At 43.4% G+C, this 19,147-nt stretch carries 16 protein-coding genes; all 16 read right to left on the reverse strand.

The features are described 5' to 3' along the window. Window positions 1-165 precede the first annotated feature (165 nt). The 16 genes from M975_RS11500 to cpsG all read right to left on the reverse strand — a co-directional run bounded on the left by M975_RS11500 (window position 166) and on the right by cpsG (window position 18,966). Entirely contained in the window at window positions 166-1,296 is a 1,131-nt protein-coding gene (locus M975_RS11500; protein ID WP_064559454.1) for a hypothetical protein, read from the reverse strand. Window positions 1,297-1,401: 105 nt separating this feature from the next. Further along, on the reverse strand, window positions 1,402-2,292 hold the full coding sequence (locus M975_RS11505; protein ID WP_064559456.1) for a glycosyltransferase: 891 nt from the start codon (window positions 2,290-2,292) through the stop codon (window positions 1,402-1,404). A gap of 48 nt (window positions 2,293-2,340) precedes the next feature. After that, a complete protein-coding gene (locus M975_RS11510; RefSeq protein WP_064559458.1) occupies window positions 2,341-3,237 on the reverse strand; it encodes a rhamnosyltransferase in 897 nt (298 codons plus the stop codon). 40 nt (window positions 3,238-3,277) lie between these two features. Continuing rightward, entirely contained in the window at window positions 3,278-4,264 is a 987-nt protein-coding gene (locus M975_RS11515; protein WP_064559460.1) for a glycosyltransferase family 2 protein, read from the reverse strand. An 11-nt stretch (window positions 4,265-4,275) separates the two neighbouring features. Then, the gene (locus M975_RS11520) at window positions 4,276-5,523 is read right to left on the reverse strand and encodes a flippase (RefSeq protein WP_064559461.1); all 1,248 of its coding nucleotides are present in this window, start codon (window positions 5,521-5,523) and stop codon (window positions 4,276-4,278) included. Between the two features lie 86 nt (window positions 5,524-5,609). Further along, complete coding sequence (gene rfbC, locus M975_RS11525) at window positions 5,610-6,164, reverse strand: dTDP-4-dehydrorhamnose 3,5-epimerase (RefSeq protein ID WP_064559463.1); 555 nt, start codon at window positions 6,162-6,164, stop codon at window positions 5,610-5,612. 2 nt (window positions 6,165-6,166) lie between these two features. Beyond that, the gene (gene rfbA / locus M975_RS11530; protein ID WP_064559465.1) at window positions 6,167-7,045 is read right to left on the reverse strand and encodes a glucose-1-phosphate thymidylyltransferase RfbA; all 879 of its coding nucleotides are present in this window, start codon (window positions 7,043-7,045) and stop codon (window positions 6,167-6,169) included. A gap of 58 nt (window positions 7,046-7,103) precedes the next feature. Next, window positions 7,104-8,003 carry a dTDP-4-dehydrorhamnose reductase gene (gene rfbD, locus M975_RS11535; protein ID WP_064559467.1) on the reverse strand — a complete coding sequence of 300 codons (900 nt, stop codon included), beginning with the start codon at window positions 8,001-8,003 and terminating at the stop codon, window positions 7,104-7,106. Beyond that, window positions 8,000-9,085 (reverse strand): dTDP-glucose 4,6-dehydratase, encoded by a 1,086-nt coding sequence (gene rfbB, locus M975_RS11540; protein ID WP_064559469.1) that lies wholly within the window; start codon window positions 9,083-9,085, stop codon window positions 8,000-8,002. The genes rfbD and rfbB overlap by 4 nt, the downstream gene beginning before the upstream one ends. 389 nt (window positions 9,086-9,474) lie before the next feature. Continuing rightward, window positions 9,475-10,371 (reverse strand): UTP--glucose-1-phosphate uridylyltransferase GalF, encoded by an 897-nt coding sequence (gene galF, locus M975_RS11545; protein ID WP_064559471.1) that lies wholly within the window; start codon window positions 10,369-10,371, stop codon window positions 9,475-9,477. A 176-nt stretch (window positions 10,372-10,547) separates the two neighbouring features. Continuing rightward, window positions 10,548-11,975: a colanic acid biosynthesis protein WcaM gene (wcaM, locus tag M975_RS11550; protein ID WP_064559473.1), complete on the reverse strand. Its 1,428-nt coding sequence runs from the start codon at window positions 11,973-11,975 to the stop codon at window positions 10,548-10,550. Between the two features lie 29 nt (window positions 11,976-12,004). Further along, window positions 12,005-13,225 carry a colanic acid biosynthesis glycosyltransferase WcaL gene (gene wcaL, locus M975_RS11555; RefSeq protein WP_064559475.1) on the reverse strand — a complete coding sequence of 407 codons (1,221 nt, stop codon included), beginning with the start codon at window positions 13,223-13,225 and terminating at the stop codon, window positions 12,005-12,007. Continuing rightward, the gene (gene wcaK / locus M975_RS11560; protein ID WP_064559477.1) at window positions 13,222-14,502 is read right to left on the reverse strand and encodes a colanic acid biosynthesis pyruvyl transferase WcaK; all 1,281 of its coding nucleotides are present in this window, start codon (window positions 14,500-14,502) and stop codon (window positions 13,222-13,224) included. The genes wcaL and wcaK overlap by 4 nt, the downstream gene beginning before the upstream one ends. A 78-nt stretch (window positions 14,503-14,580) precedes the next feature. Then, a complete protein-coding gene (locus M975_RS11565) occupies window positions 14,581-16,071 on the reverse strand; it encodes an MOP flippase family protein (protein ID WP_064559479.1) in 1,491 nt (496 codons plus the stop codon). 11 nt (window positions 16,072-16,082) lie between these two features. Further along, window positions 16,083-17,477 carry an undecaprenyl-phosphate glucose phosphotransferase gene (gene wcaJ, locus M975_RS11570; RefSeq protein ID WP_064559481.1) on the reverse strand — a complete coding sequence of 465 codons (1,395 nt, stop codon included), beginning with the start codon at window positions 17,475-17,477 and terminating at the stop codon, window positions 16,083-16,085. A gap of 118 nt (window positions 17,478-17,595) precedes the next feature. Next, on the reverse strand, window positions 17,596-18,966 hold the full coding sequence (cpsG, locus tag M975_RS11575; RefSeq protein WP_064559484.1) for a colanic acid biosynthesis phosphomannomutase CpsG: 1,371 nt from the start codon (window positions 18,964-18,966) through the stop codon (window positions 17,596-17,598). Window positions 18,967-19,147: the final 181 nt, after the last annotated feature.

A 19,147-nucleotide genomic window follows, 5' to 3' on the forward strand; every position in this document is an offset into this window, starting at 1 on the left:
GAACATAAAAAACGCCCCAATGAAGCAATGTATTAAATATGAAAATTAATAAATATTTAAAGAAGGAATTTCTTCATATTATCTTAATGAGTTTTTAATAGTCAATTCCTTCTCTAAAATGAAAAAGATTCATGACTAACAGTACAAATACACCATTCGGATACATTAATCTAAACTTTTACTTAATCGAGTTGTATTTTCCATGCTTATTAGAGATATACCAATAATATAAACACCCATTGGTGTATATAGGAAAGGATTAGTCATGGAAACTAGCGCGGAAAATAAAGCAATGCTGGACATTTGCAATGATATACAAGTGAGCTTATTATTTATAGATTTAAATATAATATATAACATCGGTATTAGAGAAAGAATAAGCCCCAATATGCCTATTTTATAAAATAACTCCAGCGGCACAACTTCTATTCTTGATCTACCTAAAATCTCGCTCCCGAATCCTTCACCAAAAAACATAGATATAGGGTTAATATTATTTATCACATAAGAGAAATCATTCAATCTTACAGCATCGGAATTGCCAGCTCTTGCACCTACAAATATAGCTAATGCTGCACCAAAAAAAACTGTAATAGAAATAAATGTTATGTTTTTTAACATTGAATTAATTCTTAAACTTGCAAACATCGCAGCTACGCAAGTAAATAAAAATACACCTCTAGTTTCAGTCAGAAATATGGCAAAAATGCACAATAAAAAATAACCAATCTTTCTTTCACAAAAAAAAGCAATAGCTCCAATACCAATAAAGAAGAATGATTTAGCAAAAAAGGCGCCTCCAGGCCTAAAGAAAAACTCTCCTGTTGAAGACAATAATCCATATACAAAATTAAAATTGAGGAAATTACTATGAAGCATAATAACATATGTTATATAAGACACTGAAGCTAAGACTGCATATATTTTTGAAGTTTTTATAAATGTAGAAATGGCATATTCTTTCACATCATATCTATTAACACAGACATATAGTAACATTATCATATAGATATATGGTTGAAGATCAAAATAAATCTTCTCAAAAAAATTACCCTGTATAACTCCAATTAGCGTCCCATATATTGGTAGTGATCCTAAAAGGATCATAATACCGAATGTTTGAATTGTTGTTTTTCCACCTTTTGTAACTACATTTATTAAAAATAAAATTATCGCAACAAAAAATAGAATGTACCTTAACGGAGGTATACCAAGCGGATCCAGTAGGCGCCCTCCTCCACCAAAAATAATCTCTATCGTTACAAGCAATATCAAGATCTTATTCAAAGTAATCATGTTTCTCACAAAGTATTATTACGCTCGAAGAGCATGTCTTTACATAACTATAATTTTATGTATTGATATGATTAGGAAAAAATAATGAACATTCTGAGTTTAGAATTAAATCCAGCGCAATAAGAAAAATACAATAAGAACAATACGGTCTCGATTTCTTCTTCTTAATTCTTTAATGTTTGAAAAAAGATATAACAGGCGCGAGAAATTATTTTTCTTTAACTCTTTAATTACTCGCAAATTATCTAAATTAAGTTCATGGCTTATTTTATAAACTTCATTTTTATACCATCCTTTTTTAGCAAGCGTAAAACGCTTAATAGCAGCTGCAATACTATTATTTGCACCAACCTGATTATTGGAATGCTGACGGTACATCATCCATGAATCATTATCGATCCACCACGAATAACCATTCCTCCTTGCAAAGGCATATAATATCCAGTCATGAAGGGCTATGTTTTGGACATCTAAATTATTAGTTAGGAATTCTTTAAAATGAATAGCCAACTTTTTACTAAATACATATGTACACCCGGGCCCTGCAGCTTCGAAAATATAGTCATACTTTCCTTGCGCTTGTGCTTTATTAATTAAAACTTGTCGACCATCTTCCCAGAAGGCTATGACATTACTTGAATAGGCTTCCACATTCTTTGATTTTAAAGAGTTAATCGCATGTTTTAATTTATTATAGGTCCATATATCATCTTGATCAGAAAATGATATATAGTCATAGTTTTCCAATGGACTATCCTGCAGTAGACGATAAAAATTTTTACCGGCTGAGCCAAATCTATTACCATATGGTAATAAAAAAACATTTGAATAGTGTGAGTATTTTTCAAGCAAGTATTCATAAGAACTATCACTTGATACATCTACACTGACATATATATCTAAATTTACGCCTTCTTGATTTAGTATAGAATTTATTTGTTCGTCTATCCATTCTCGGCCATTATAGACAGCGAGTAATACAGCTATTTTATTCATTTATTCAGTCTCTAATAATGACCATATGAAGTTATAATTACTCCACCTTTATCTCTTATAAGTACGAGGGTTTTCACCTTTAATATTTACAACTCCATCCCTCACACCATTGAGGAAGGATAAAACATATTCTAATTTATTTTTCTGTTTTATAATTAATAGGAAGCTATGTATTAGGCAAAAGATAATCTCACGGAGCGCAAGTATCTTCGGCACATGAGGGTAACGCAATAAATGGATTGAATTCCTTACACGGTAATATCTACGTTGTGCTGAATGGACTGGCACACAAAATCCAAATATATTAAAACTTTTATCTCCTATTGAATGGATCATTCTTGCAGAAGGAATAATATGAACTATAATTCCTTTACTAAAACATCTTAAACACCATTCAGTATCGACATAATCAATAAAAAGACTATCATCCATAAGCCCTACATTATCAAATATATCCGTACGGACAACAGTTCCTGAAGAAATTACAGTAGAGGTTGTAAATGGTTCAGTTTTTCCCTCTGAAAATATTTTTCTACGCTTACCATTTTTGTTGATATCAATAATTGCATATTCAAAACCCTTCGTTTCATCAAAAAAAATAGGGGCACAGATATTATATGAATTTTCGCATAGAGGTTGGAGAAGCGTACTAATAAATGTTGGATTGATACTGCTATCTTGATCGAAAAATATCACATATTTGTATTTTCTCGATAAACATTCCTCAATACCAATGTTCTGTGCTTTAGCAATACCGACATTTTTATGAAGGCACTTATATTTATTTGTGCATTCGTTAAGAAGTTCACTTGAATAGGTACTATTATCAACAATAATTGAATCGCAACCTTGTTGTTTCAGTTGCTCCACTAAATCCATTACTCTATTGACAACAGGATTATACGTAACAATAACCGCACAAATTTCATTAGTACTATTACTCATTGATAATTCCTGTTTTTCAAAGAACTCAGTTTTAAATCTCTCATTTCCTTAAAATCGCACGCATAAGAATACTATCTAGCAAATCGCTTAAAAACGATTTGATTGTTTTGTGTTTCAGATACTCGGAATTAAAGAAAATCATAAAAAAGGGTTTGTTGTTTTCATTATAATTAAAGCTGTTTGTTATCTGTCTGTCATATATTATATTCATACAATTAAGATAATCTTTAATTTTACTATATTCACTCTCCGATAACTTATCTCTTTCTACTAAAGCTTCGGTTAATTTAAATATTTGCCGATAAAATCCTAGTCTTTTCATTACTTTATTCTTGTCTGTAAAGTTAATTATTTTATTAATTAAAGAGGTTTTTTTTGCTCCAATCTGATTATTCTCATGTTGCCTATAATAAATTAGTTCTTTATCCGTACAATCAAGACAACCATCAATTACAGCATTACATGCTAACCAATAATCATGTGGGACATTCTCAGGGAAAGGTATTAAATCAATCAAAAAATCTCGTTTAACAGCCATAGTAGCGCCAGTAACGAAATTATTTTGCATTATTTTTTCCAACCGGAAATTTTCCTTTGTTGGAATAAAATTAATGAAACGCCATAATGTGCCAAGAGTCTGCTTTTGATTATTGATCAAAAGTGCATCAGAAAATACAACACTAATATCCTCGTTGCAATCGAATTTACCCATTAAAATCTCAGCTTTATTATCTACCCAGATATCATCCTGATCTGAGAAAAATACAATATCTGAAATTGTGAGAGATGATAAAGCTTGAAAATTTTTAATGTAGCCGACATTTTCCCCATCGGGGATAAAATGTATTTTTAATTCATTTGATCCTGAAGTAATGAAATCATTAATGATTTTTACTGTATCATCACTTGAGCCATCATCTCTAATGAAAATGTTATTGGGTTTAACCGTTTGTCTGATAATGCTTTCCAGTTGCTCAATAATATATTTTTCACCATTATAAGTAGCTATAATTACGTCGTAATTCATAAATGGCCTTATTACCTGCTAGAGTATTTATTCGAAAAAAATATTAATAGCAGACTATCTACAATGACTCTGATTGTCCAAGCATATGCTGCTCCCATAATCCCATAATTACTTACACAGAGGTATAACATCACTAAATATGGTATAATTTCGAAGCAATGTAATAAGGCTGTTATTTTTGCTTTACCAACTGATTGAATAATAGTAAAAGGGATTTGAGCAATAGAATTAAAAAAGAAACCGATAAGTAAAATATTTAAAATAATTGCCGAATGTGCTGCATACTCCACTCCCAACCATAAGTTAAGAATCTTTTCTGAAAACAAAATACCTATAAGTACTATAGGTAGACATCCACTTATCATTAATGCATATGAAAATTTAACTTGCCTGTTAAAATCTTTTTTATCAGTAATATTACTTAGCCTTGGAAATACAGCTCTCGATAACGCTCCAGGAAGTAGGCCAAGACGCGAAACAGCTTCTGACGGCGCAGTATAAAAACCAACTAGTTTTGCCCCCAGAATACTTGAAATTACAAATCTATCGAAATAGACCATAACAGGACTTATAATATTACTAACTGTAATCCAGCCACCAAAGAATATCAACCGTTTAAAAGTCATCATATTAAATTGAAACTTTGAACCGATAATCTCTTTGCGGACAACCATATAAGCTATCATTACGGATGCAATTCGTCCAATAACTAACCCAGTTATTGCTGATACTAATCCATTTTGGAGCAATACACATAAAGCAGGAAGTCCAGCAATAATAGAACTACCGATACTTCTTTGTATATTCACAATAAAAAATCGTTCATCACCTTCTAATATAGACATCCATACTTGATTAAGAAGAAACAATGGAATAGAAAAAACAAGTATTCTTAGAGATGTTTCAACTTCTTCGACATGCGAAAGTGATATTTTTAAAAGAGTAACAATATTAGGTATTAGCAAAAAAATGGCAACAACCCCTAGTGAACTAAAAATAGCTATAAAAATTGTTGTAGTTGATATTATTTTTTTTCTTTCCTCAGCATCATCCCTATATAATGCAATTTCACGAACAATGGCCCTTGTCAAACCGACATCAAAAATCCCCGCATATCCAACAATAGCAATGGCAAGAGTGTAAATTCCAAATAACTCTATTCCTAATGTCCTTGCCAGATATCCTAAAGCTGGTATCGCTATTATTGTTGGGATTATATAACCACCAAGATTCCATACACTATTTTTAATTAAACTCATGTTTTAACCTAATATAGCCTCTACTAATCCAAGAGCAAATCATGAGCGCCATCCATGGCCCTCAAATTAAATTGGAGTTAGGTTTTCTAAATCGCGTTGAATATTTCGGCAGAGGTCAAATGTTTTGCATTTTTATCTTTTTCTGAAAGAATTGGTGTACATTTCAATTGCCAGTCAATTTTTAATTTATCATCATCCCATACTATTCCACGGTCATGCGTTTGAGAATAATAATTTGTAGTTTTATATACAAACTCTGCAGTTTCACTTAATACTAAAAAACCATGAGCAAACCCTTCAGGAATCCATAATTGTCGTTTATTTTCTGCTGAAAGATTTACACCTACCCACTTACCAAAGCTAGCTGAGCCTTTACGAATATCTACCGCTACATCAAGAACCTCACCTACAATACACCGCACTAATTTAGCTTGCGCAAACGGGGGAAGTTGGTAATGAAGACCTCTCAAAACACCTTTAGTCGACTTTGAATGATTATCTTGTACAAAATCTACCTTACGCCCGACGGCCTCTTCAAATTCTTTTTGGTTAAAACTTTCCATGAAGAAACCGCGGTCATCACCAAAGACTTTTGGCTCGAAAATTAATACATCCGGAATTTCGGTTTTAATAACATTCATTTTTAATAGCCTTTAATCATCTTAAGTAAATACTGACCATAATCATTCTTCACTAATGGTGCAGCCAGTTTCTTAACCTGCTCCGCATCAATAAAACCTTTACGGAATGCAATCTCTTCAGGACAAGCCACTTTAAGTCCCTGACGCAATTCAATGGTTTGAATAAAATTACTGGCTTCAATTAAACTTTGATGTGTACCAGTATCCAACCAAGCATATCCGCGACCCATCATAGCGACTGACATATGCCCTTGTTCCATATAGATACGGTTAATATCAGTAATTTCTAATTCACCACGAGGTGATGGTTTCAAGGTTTTTGCCATTTCGACAACACTATTATCGTAGAAGTACAAACCAGTTACAGCATAATTACTTTTCGGTTCAAGTGGTTTTTCTTCAAGAGATATGGCCTTACCTTCTTTATCAAATTCAACCACACCGTAACGCTCTGGGTCGTGAACATGATACGCAAATACTGTTGCCCCTGACTCTTTAGCGACTGCATTTTCAAGTTGTTTTTGGAGATCGTGTCCGTAGAAAATATTGTCGCCGAGAACCAATGCACAATCATCATTACCGATGAATTCTTCACCGATAATAAATGCTTGAGCAAGGCCATCAGGACTTTCCTGCACTTTGTATTGCAAATTCAAGCCCCATTGAGAACCATCGCCAAGCAATTGTTCAAAGCGTGGTGTATCCTGAGGTGTGCTGATAATAAGAATATCCCGAATACCTGCCAGCATTAAAGTGCTAAGCGGGTAATAAATCATAGGCTTATCATAAATAGGCAAGAGTTGCTTACTAACTGCCATAGTTACTGGATATAAACGAGTACCAGAACCACCAGCAAGAATAATACCTTTACGTGAAGTCATTTTAATATTCCAATAATTTAAAGCGGCTCGTATTCAAGCCACTGATATAGCGTGATTGTTATGCGTTTGCAGAAGCAAAAAGTTCGGCCAACATCCGTTTAACACCGATTTCCCATGAAGGTAATGTTAACCCAAATGATTGCTGGAATTTATTTGTATTGAGGCGTGAATTTTGAGGACGAAGCGCAGGAGTAGGATAAGCGCTAGTTGGAACCGGATTAATTTTATTTACTGCCAGTACCATACCTGCAATCTTAGCTTCAGCAAATACCAAATTCGCATAATCAAACCAGGTTGTGGTTCCTGATGCGACCAGATGATACAAACCAGCCACTTCAGGTTTACGCAATGCGGTCGTAATCGCATGAGCAGTGCAATCAGCAAGCAACTCAGCACCAGTAGGTGCACCAAATTGATCATTGATGATAGATAGCTCTTCTCGATCTTTTGCTAAACGCAGCATAGTTTTTGCGAAGTTATTACCCTTTCCTGCATATACCCAGCTAGTACGGAAAATGAGGTGTTTCGAGCAATATTGCTGCACCGCAATTTCACCAGCAAGTTTCGTTTCACCGTAAGTATTAAGTGGCGAGGTTACATCGGTTTCAAGCCAAGGACTTTCGCCATTTCCCGGAAAGACATAATCCGTCGAATAGTGTACCAGCCAGGCATTGATTTTTTCTGCTTCTTTTGCGATCGCTTCAACACTTGTTGCATTAAGCAACTGTGCAAATTCGCGTTCACTTTCAGCTTTATCAACGGCGGTATGGGCAGCAGCATTGACAATAACATCAGGCTTCACGCGACGAACAGTTTCAGCAACTCCCTCTGGATTACTGAAATCACCGCAGTATTCAGTGGATTGAACATCGACGGCAATAATATTGCCTAATGGCGCAAGGGAGCGTTGTAACTCCCAGCCAACTTGCCCAGTTTTGCCAAATAATAAAATATTCATTTGCGCTCACCGTAATTCTGTTCAATCCAGGATTTATAGGCACCACTTTTAATGTTATCCACCCACAGCTGATTTGTTAAATACCATTCAACCGTTTTGCGAATACCACTTTCAAACGTTTCTTGTGGTTTCCAGTTCAAATCGTGACTAATTTTGCTGGCGTCAATAGCATAACGACGGTCATGACCAGGACGGTCAGCAACATAGGTAATTTGTTCACGGTAAGAGGTATTCTTTGGAACCAGTTCGTCCAGCAGATCGCAAATAGTCAAAACAACGTCGAGGTTTTTCTTCTCATTATGACCACCAATGTTGTAAGTCTCGCCGAGAGAACCTTGAGTCACCACTGTATAAAGTGCACGAGCGTGATCTTCAACATATAGCCAGTCACGGATCTGATCGCCTTTGCCATATACAGGCAAGTTCTTGCCTTCAAGTGCGTTGAGGATAACCAATGGAATCAATTTTTCCGGGAAGTGATATGGGCCGTAGTTATTTGAGCAGTTTGTTACGATGCAAGGTAAACCATAAGTACGCTGCCAGGCACGAACTAAGTGATCGCTGGATGCTTTAGATGCGGAATAGGGGCTACTTGGAGCGTAAGAGGTTGTTTCGGTGAATAAAGGTAGAGCCGTCCCTTCCGGGCACTCATCTGGATGCGGCAAATCACCGTATACTTCATCAGTAGAAATATGGTGGAAACGGAAACCCGCTTTACGCTCTTCGCTTAATTGTGACCAATATGCTCGTGTTGCTTCCAGCAAGGTATAAGTGCCAACAATATTGGTTTCAATAAATTCAGCAGGTCCTGTGATAGAACGATCAACATGGCTTTCCGCAGCCAGATGCATCACAGCATCTGGCTGGTGTTCGACAAAAATTTTATCCAGAGCATTTCTGTCGCAAATATCTGCTTGCACAAAAGCATAGCGATCATTGCCAGAAACTTCTGCCAATGATTCAAGATTTCCTGCATAGGTTAATTTATCAACGTTAACGACGCTGTCTTGAGTATTATTTATGATATGACGAACGACCGCAGAGCCAATAAAGCCGGCACCACCAGTAACAAGAATTTTCACGGATGCAATCTCTCTTTAATCTTGTAGTAATTTTCTTCGATAAATGAATATCGGACGTTTGAATTAATTCAGGTAATAATGGTTAATACAAAAGGGAAATAATTTACATCAGCCATGCTACCGCCCCTGGCTTAACAGCTACCAATGGACTGAATTTGTTCTCTTACCACTCTGTTCAACGAATAGATGGCTAAATGTTGGTACTCATTCGAATGGTCACGTTGATGAATATTCGAATATGCACTATTTCATCGGAAAAATCTTATATCTGATTTTACCCCAAAAAAAACGGCAGTCAGCTCTAGTAAAGTTACAAAAATGTAACCCCACCGCCACTATCGACTGCCGTTCTTCGCATCAAACGCTTATCACTGTCTTTCCCAAAACGCTTAGCGAGCCAGCAACTTCTGAATGCTGTCCCTGAACTTCTGACCTTCTTTATGGTTACGCAGACCATATTGTACAAATGCCTGCATATAACCCATTTTCTTGCCGCAGTCGTAGCTTTCGCCAGTCATTAACGCAGCTTCTACCGCTTGCTTTTGATTAAGCGCTGCGATGGCATCAGTCAACTGGATACGTCCCCAGGCACCTGGTTCGGTTTTCTCAAGCTCCGGCCAGATGTCAGCGGACAATACATAACGCCCTACTGCCGCAATGTCAGAATCCAAAATCTGTGGTTGATCTGGTTTTTCAACGAAATCGACAATGCGGCCAATCTGCCCGTCATTTTGCAGTGGCTCTTCAGTGGTAATCACTGAGTACTCAGACAGATCTACATCAGGCATGCGTTTTGCCAGAACCTGGCTGCGCCCTGTCTCTTTGAAACGCTCAACAATGGCAGCTAAATTATAACGCAATGGGTCAGCGCTGGCGCCATCAAGGATGACGTCAGGCAGCACAACAACAAATGGGTTATCACCAATGATTGGATGAGCGCACAAGATGGAGTGGCCAAGGCCAAGAGGCTGCGCCTGACGAACGTTCATGATGGTCACGCCCGGTGGGCAGATAGACTGGACCTCTGCAAGTAACTGGCGTTTAACGCGCTGCTCAAGCAGAGCTTCGAGTTCGTAAGAGGTGTCGAAGTGGTTTTCAACTGCATTCTTGGAAGAATGCGTCACCAGCACGATTTCTTTGATACCAGCAGCGACGATTTCATCGACAATATACTGAATCATCGGTTTATCGACTATCGGCAGCATCTCTTTTGGAATCGCTTTTGTGGCAGGCAACATGTGCATACCTAAGCCTGCTACCGGAATAACTGCTTTCAAATTAATCATATTCAAACCCACCTCGAAATGGTTGGGGGATTATAGTCTTTTCGTGCGTTGATGCCAGCATGAATTGATCCCCATAATTAGTATCTCATCTTAACGTTCTCAACAAACTACGTAAAACCAAAACCTTGATTTATGCATTGCAAAAGCTCAGATTAATCGCAATGTGATTTGACAGCCTACTTGACTGTTGTTGGAAGCACAAAATTCAACCTATTGGTATTCACGTGCTGATGGTCAACCCTGTCAATATCCACCGAACTGTCCCCTTTCTCGTTCACAGCGCGCACATTGGCCAGCGACAGCAGCGTATCGTTTTTTGCCATAAAGCGGCCACGCACGTCTTTGCGCAGGTCGAAATTGAGCTTCAGCGCAGGTCCGGCGTCAGCGTATTGCATGACATCAACGTTTCGCAGAAACAAGTGTTGCGGTTTGTTATGCACCTCAAGGGTCGCGCGCTTCATCTTGACGTTTGTGATAGCAACAAACGACGTCGCGTTACCCGAAGAGATCTGAATCCCGCGGCTTTTATACTGCATATTGGTATTATCTAGTTCAATATCGTTCAATTTAAAATTTTGCGGAATAGACAGATATTTACCTTTAATGACACCATAACCAATTAGAAAGCCAGCACTCTGTTTCATATCGACATTATCAATGACGAAATTATCACAGCCATAAATTGCTATAGTGGCATTATCAATTCCCGCTTTTTGACTAAATGTATGGTTAATATTGCGCGCCTTAATATTGCGGATAACAAAGTGTTTGCCATTCTCCACATGTATTAATTGCCGACAATTGCTGCCAGTGATATTCGCCACCACAAAGTTCTTCACTGCTTGATCTTCCGGGTACTCGTTGTCGTAAGTACTGCCCGCGAGTCCAATACCGATGCCCCAGTTGATCTTCCCATTGGTGCAGTCAATGTTTTCAATCACATGGTCGGAGATAAGCAAGTTGTGGTCGTTGATTGCCACATTCCATTCGATCGCATCACCTTGCAAGTGGCTAAAATGCCCGTTGGTGATCTTCACGTTTTCCATTCGGTTATGGAACCCTTGCCGCAAAATGGCGTAGTTCGCATCGTGCACCTTTATCTGATCGATCACCAGATTGCGCATGGTGCGTTTCTCTTTGCCACCAATATAGATCTGCGTGACCGGCACAAAGCCGCTCATCTCAATCCCTTTAATAGTGCAGTCCGAGCCACGCACGTCAAGGGTGATATTATTAAACCGCCCACCCTTCTCGCCCAGCACCTGGCAGCCATCCTGCAATACAAAACGCCCTTTACCGTTGCCCTTTAAGCCGCCAGCGACGTGCAAAGTTTTGCCTTCCGGCATAAAAATGGCGGTATTGATGTTGTCGCAAACCAAATCGGCAGGAACGGATACGATATCAGCCGCTGAGAAAGCCTGTTTGAAAGCGGCAATCCAGTCACCGCTATAGAATTTTTGCACGTTGACCTCGCTTTGAAGGCCAGTGGCATACAGGCTACGAGGTAAGATGAATGGCACCGCGGCCAGCACAGAGCTGGCTTTGAGCAATTTGCGGCGGGAGGAGGAAAACGAAGGGTGAGTCGATTCAAATCTTTTGCGCATACATCCTCGTGAGGTTTCACTCGGTGGGTTTACAGCGTTTGTAGCTGACGGGCTAATTCTCGGTAGATAACTTGCTGGTTGAATTCAGTTTCAACTTTTTCGCGAGCCTGGTTCAGCATCGGTTTCAGTTCACTGGTCTCGATATTGCCGAAAGCTTGTAAGCAATCTGCGAGTGCTGTCGCATCTTTTTCAGGCACCAACCAGCCTGAGCGCCCGGCATCAATCAGTTCCGGAATGCCGCTATGAACAGTCGATATAACCGGGATACCCACCGCCATCGCTTCCATTAATGCCACGGGGATGCCTTCCATATCGCCATCTTCACCGGTTATCGACGGCAACAAGAACACATCGGCCTCATCGAGCATTGTTTTCACTTCATGGTTCGGTTTAAAGCCAGGCATAAACACTACGTCGTCGAGCTGATATTGCTCAATCAGCGTACGCAGGCGTGTTTCCCACGGGCCAATGCCGAGAATGTTGTAGCGGAATTTAACACCGCGCTCTTTTAATAACAGGCAGGCTTCAATCGCCACATGCAGACCTTTCTTCTCAGTAAGGCGAGCGACCGAAATAATCTCCAGCGTTTTGGCAGGGGCTTTAACCGCGCGCTGCGAAAACCTCTCCATATCCACGCCCATCCGCGAAACACTGATTTTATCCGCCGGGCAGCCCATTTTTTGCAGGCGCCCTGCCCACAAGTTGCTTATCGGCAGCATCAGGTCGCCGCGCACAAACAACTTTTGGTATTCCGGCGTGTAGTGCGCAAGCGCCTCGCGCCCTGAAATATCAATGCCGTGGAAAACCGTGGCAATTTTTCCCTTTAACAGGCCCAGTTCACGAAGTTTGGCTGCCGTCACGCCCGCCGGGCCGAAGTGGGCGATAAACACATCGGCCTGCACGGTTTGCGGGTTACGGCCGCAAATGGATGAGAGGATCAGATTGCGTGCCTCCTCGCCATAGCGTGCTGAATTTAGCGCACGCCAGGTCTGTGGGCGAAGTGATCCACGCAGCGTATTCCAGGCCCGGTTTTGCAGTTTCGCCACTTTGCCATGTGGTTCGTCCATCAGCCAGGTGGTTTTCTCCGCCAGGTTGTACTCTTTAAATGCCGAGTGCGTATTGGTCAAATCACCCTTCTGGATGGCGACAATTTCCACCTCATAGCCCATATCGATAAATGCCGTTATCTGGTTGAGCACAAAGGTTTCCGATGCCACAGGGAATTTAAGCAGGAAGAAACCAACTTTCATTTTTCCCCCTTCACACGCTTGATTACCGATTCCACCATCCGCAGGCCATCTTCACGTTCTGCGCGGACCGCATGAGCCAGGCGTTCTTTAATTGCCGGTATCTGACCAAGCACATCTGCCACCACGCTCTGTAAAGATCCATTCAGCAACTGGCGGATTTCAATCGCCATTTCCGGCATGCCGAGCTGCTTCATAATGCCTGCTGATTTGTGTTCATAGTTGATGGCAATGGCTGGCGTGCCAAAGTTCATGGAAATAATGGCGGAGTGCAGGCGTGTGCCAACCGTCAGCTCGCATTCGCCGAGAATCTTGCCCATCTCCAGATCGTTAAGCTCATCCATCACCACATGGTATTGATCCGGGTCATTCACATACTGCTTCAGGTTGAGCGCCACCATGCGGTCATCTTTGTTGTAGCTGTCGATACCCGTACAGGTCGACAACGCCAGAACCTGGTAACCCTGTTCAATTACGCGATTAACTACCGAGGCAAACGCCTGCTCATAGGCTTGCTGCGTGGTCCCCAGGCGCTTGTCGAACGGTGCCAGTTCACGCAGCGTGATAGCGACGGTCTTCTTACGCTTGATGGTGTCGAGCCAATGCTGTACCGCATAGCTCGGTACAAAGCTGTCATTGTGATGATCGACAAGCCAGGCGGTGTCGACGCCCTGCTCCACTTTGCTGCTGTCAATATTGCTTTGTTTCATCAAGTCGAGACTGACGGACTCACGCAAAATCAGCGACTCAGCATTACCGAAAACATAACTCGCCAGGTGATTAAACTGCGGGTCCTGGAATGGCCCAACGCTATGGCCAATCATGTACACCGGTTTTTTCGCCATAAAGCTACACAGCGCGTGCTCGAACTGAGAAACGCCGTAGAGATCGACAAAAAATGAGCCGCCGACCTGAATAATCGCGTCATATTTTTGCAGCGATTTCACAAAATCAATAAAGCCCTGCGGGATGGAAATATTGCGCAGGCGTCCGTTATCCGTGGCTTTCGCCAGCAAAACCTGGTGCTGATATTTGCGGCGCAGCACTTTTTTTACCCGCCCCATCAGCCCAACCGCATTGTTATGCTGCTTCATCTGCTTATAAAGACCGTCACCCATCACCGGGCGGCCCAGCAGCCATGCAGAACTCACCGGATAACGGCTCATTACATCAACCTGCACGGTTTCATCAATGGTAGTAATCGCATCGATCAGTCCGCGCAAAATGGCGCTGTCACCGCGGTTGCCGCAAGTGTGGTTGCCAAGAATCAATAATTTCATATAGACCTCTTTTTCAAATGGGGTTCTCTTGTTCCCTCTCCCTTGAGGGTTAGGGTTAGGGTTAGGGTTAGGGGGAAATTAGCCATGGCCCTCACCCCGGCCCTCTCCCACGGGGAGAGGGGGAATTCTTATAAACTGGCGCTTCATCTCAACCACCAGCGCATTGCGGGAAAGCACCAGCATGACGATAAAGGCCAATGCGCCTGCTGCGATTTGTATACCCACCAGCAAACCGAGCGCCAGATGGCCTTTCAGGGCAATTCCCAGCGCACTACTCACCACAATGGTTGGAATCGAAAGGTAAAACGGTAGCCAGATGCTCTGAATGTACTGGCGATAACTTGACCCCAGCACCGGTTTAATCATGATGAAATAACTCAGAACGGTGTTCACCACCTGCACGAACAGGAAGCCGAGCGTCACGCCCAGTGCGCCAGCAAGATGGCCGCCGACAATAATCGCTGGGATAAACAGGCAGGTTTTGAAGACGTTGAACTTAAAGCTGATATCCACTCGCGCTTTTGCCATCAGTAATGACCCAATCGGGTTACCGATAGAACGCAGCAGCCCCACCACGCACAGCAATTGCAGAATTGGGGTAATAAACTGCCACTTCTCACCAAACACCAGCGGCACAAAGTTGTTCGATACCACCAGCAGACCCAGCAGCGCCGGGAAGTTGATAATTCCGACAATCGACAGCAACTTGTAGAAATTGAGGCGTAACTTGTCGGTGTCGTCCTGAATCTTGGCAAATGCCGGGAATAATACGCGAGTGATGATCGGGTTGAGCTTCATCGGTGGCACCACCGCCACGTTATAAGCAAGGTTGTAGCCACCGGCGATACTCGCGCCAAGGATACGCGCCAGCACCAGCGTAGAAAGGTTGGTATTCACATAATTGATGATGCTGTCAGCAGTCAGCCACGCGCCAAACTTCAGGTTAGAGCCGACGGACTTGAGTGAAAAATGCAGGCCCGGGCGATAAATTTTGCGGCCAAAGAAGCCAAACAGAGAGGTGCGCACCACGGTGTTCACCAGGTAGCCGACGATGGCGGTCATGGCGAACGGGTAATACATCGCCGCACCCACGGTCACGGTAAAACCCGCCATCACCGACACCGTTTCAATCGAGCCGATTTTTGAGAACTCGAGCTCCTTTTGCATCAACGCGCGGAACTGCTGGCCGTGCGGGATGACAATAAAAGCAAACGACAGGGTTTTGATAAGCGGTGCAAGCTTGGGTGCGTGCAGTACCGAGGCGATAAAATCACTCAGCAAAAACACCAGCGCAAACACCACCAGACCCAGGCCAACATTCAGCCAGTAGAGCGTGGTTAACTCCAGATGGCTGATTTCTTTGCGCTGGATAATCGAGTTGGCGATACCAAAATCCGACAGCGTATCGGCCAGGGCGATAATCACCAGTGAAATGGTCAGCAGGCCAAACTCGTGGTTATCGACAATGCGTGCCAGCACCGTCATCTGCACCAGACCCAGGCTAATAATAATCACCGTGGCGATAGCAGACCATTTGGCACCGCTGATGGTTTTTTCTCTCAGGCTCATTGAAGACTCACTTAATACGCAGCTTTATTAACAAAGCCTTTGAAAATAGTCAGGAAAACGATTTTTATGTCAAACCACAGGCTCCATTCACGGATGTATTCCAGGTCGAACTCAACGCGTTTTTCCATTTTTTCCAGCGTGTCAGTTTCGCCGCGCCAGCCATTGATTTGCGCCCAGCCGGTAATGCCCGGTTTCACTTTATGGCGCAGCATGTAGCCTTCAATCAGCAAGCGATATTGCTCGTTGTGCGCAACCGCATGGGGGCGAGGACCGACAATCGACATCTCTCCCATCAGCACATTAATAAACTGCGGCAGTTCGTCGAGTGATGTGCGACGCAGGAAATTCCCCACCGGCGTAATACGCTTATCGCCTTTAGTGGCCTGCGTGACCACGGCGTCATTTTCCATCACCTTCATAGAGCGGAATTTCCACACTTTGATTGGCTTACCGTCCATGCCGTAGCGCGTCTGGCGGAAGATAACCGGCCCTGGCGAGGTCAGTTTCACCGCAGCACTAATGCACAGCAATACCGGGGAAATAAACAGCAAGATCATCGCCGCCAACACGATATCTTCGAGGCGTTTGAGCACACGGTTAATACCGTTCAGCGGGGTAGCAAACAGCGGTACGACTGGCACACCGTTAACTTCTTCGGTGCGTGAGTTAAGAATATTAAAAGTGAAAACATCGGGGATCAGCATCACTGAACAAGTGGTATCCGTCAGTTCCCGTACCAACGATTTAATCCGCGCTTCTTCACTCATCGCCATGGCGATGTAGATGTTGTCGATTTGCCCGGCACGCGCTTGCTCAACCAAATCTGCGAAGCAGCCCGCATAATCACCATGTGGGGATTCAGGCTGCTGGTCGTCATAAACGCCCGTGACATCAAAGCCCAGCCAGGGTTCATTACGGAAACTTTCTGCCAGTGTGTAACCTACCGGCAGCGAACCCGCGATCGCGATACGGCGGGTGTTGTAGCCCATATTGCGCAGCCAACCGGCACCGAAGCGAATAAACGAGCGACACATCACCATGCCGAAACTGGTCAACACATACCAGGCCAGATACACCCAGAATGAACCATCAAAGTCAGGGTTAAACGCCAGCAGGCCAGCGCTGAAAATCAGGCTCAGCGTCCAGTTTTGCAGCAGCAACATCAGTTCGCTGGAAATTCTCACTCCACGCCAGGAGCGATAAAAATCGGTCATTCCGCCAATCATCTGGAAGACCACGAGGGCAAGCAACGCCATCAGTAAATGCATATACAAAAACGGTAACGCGTTGACCTTACACACCACCCACAACCCAACAAACATGATGGTTATGTCGGAAAAACGTTGCACCATAGAAATTAACGATGCGTTCGTTTTTGGTAGCTCGCGCTTTTTTAGGTTTGTCATCGTTTTACCTTTATTAAAATCACCCTCACCCCGACCCTCTCCCTCAGGAGAGGGAGCAAAGAATATCCCCTCTCCTGGGGGAGAGGGCTCGGGTGAGGGCGACCTATGCCTGGTCAAATCACTGATTCAACAGTTCCATAATTTCCTGCGTTCGCGCCTGCATCAGCTGCTCGTTGCTACGCGACTCCACATTCAGACGCACCACCGGCTCGGTATTTGAGCTGCGCAGGTTAAAGCGCCAGTCCGCAAACGCCATGCTCACGCCGTCGGTGTGGTCCACTTCCTGCGCGTGCGGTGCAAAGTGCTGCTGCACACGCGCAATCGCCACTTGCGGGTCTGCCAGTTTGCTGTTGATTTCGCCGCTCGCCGGCCACGCCGCCATACGGTCACGCACCAGCTCGCCGAGGGTTTTCCCTTTCAGACACAGCAACTCAGTCACCAGCAGCCACGGGATCATCCCGCTGTCGCAGTAAGCAAAATCACGGAAATAGTGGTGGGCGCTCATTTCGCCGCCATAGATGGCGTCTTCCTGGCGCATACGCTCTTTGATAAACGCATGACCGGTTTTCGACATCACCGGCGTACCGCCTGCGCGCTCAACGATATCCACCGTGTTCCACGACAGGCGCGGGTCATGAATAATCTTCGCCCCCGGCTGTTTTTCGAGGAATGCCGCTGCCAGCAGGCCAACGATGTAATAGCCCTCGATAAACTGCCCTTTCTCGTCGAACAGGAAGCAGCGGTCGAAATCACCGTCAAAGGCGATACCCATATCCGCGCCGTGTTCAATCACCGCGTTGCGGGTGTCGTCGCGGCACTCCGGTAGCAGCGGGTTCGGGATACCGTTCGGGAAGTTGCCATCAGGTTGGTTGTGTACTTTGATGAACGTCAGCGGTACGTTGAATGCCTTAAAGCGTGCTTCGATGGCATCGACAATCGGGCCCGCCGCACCGTTACCGGAGTTAATCACCAGTTTCAGCGGCTTGATGTTTTCCACATTGATGTAGGAGACCAGATGGTCGATGTACGCCTCAACCACCGAAACTTTCTGGTAGCTGCCGCGTTTTACCGCATCCACCGGCGGGAAGTCTTTGGCTTCCGCCAGGCGCTGCACGTCGCGCAGGCCCGTGTCGCCGCTAATCGGGCGAGCCCCTTCGCGCACCAGTTTCATGCCGTTGTAGTCCATCGGGTTATGGCTGGCGGTGACTTCAATGCCACCGTCCACATCCAGATGCCAGGTGGCAAAATAGATTTCTTCGGTGCCGGACAGGCCGATATCCAGCACATCCACGCCCGCATCCTGCAACCCTTTTGCCAGCGCCAGCTTGAGCGCTTCGCTGGTCAGTCGCACGTCGCCGCCCAGTACGATAGTTTTCGGTTTCAGGTATTCGCCATACGCACGGCCAATACGTTCAGCAATATCTTCATTCAGCTCTTCGCCCAGCTTGCCGCGAATGTCGTAAGCTTTAAAACAGGTCAATTCAGTCATGTTTTACCTCTTTTCAGGCAACAGTCAGCCCTCTCCAGTACGGAGATAACTTTTTCTAAAATGTATAACCATTAGATTTCGCGTTGCAGGAAGGCGGCAACAGCGTGCATCGCCGGGAGCTTAGTTAACTAAGTGACCGGTGTGCGCAAAGGAAGCCAACGCATCTGCAGCGTGAAATATG

Origin of the sequence: Buttiauxella brennerae ATCC 51605, assembly GCF_001654925.1 — a bacterium.
GTDB classification, from domain to species: Bacteria; Pseudomonadota; Gammaproteobacteria; order Enterobacterales; family Enterobacteriaceae; genus Buttiauxella; species Buttiauxella brennerae.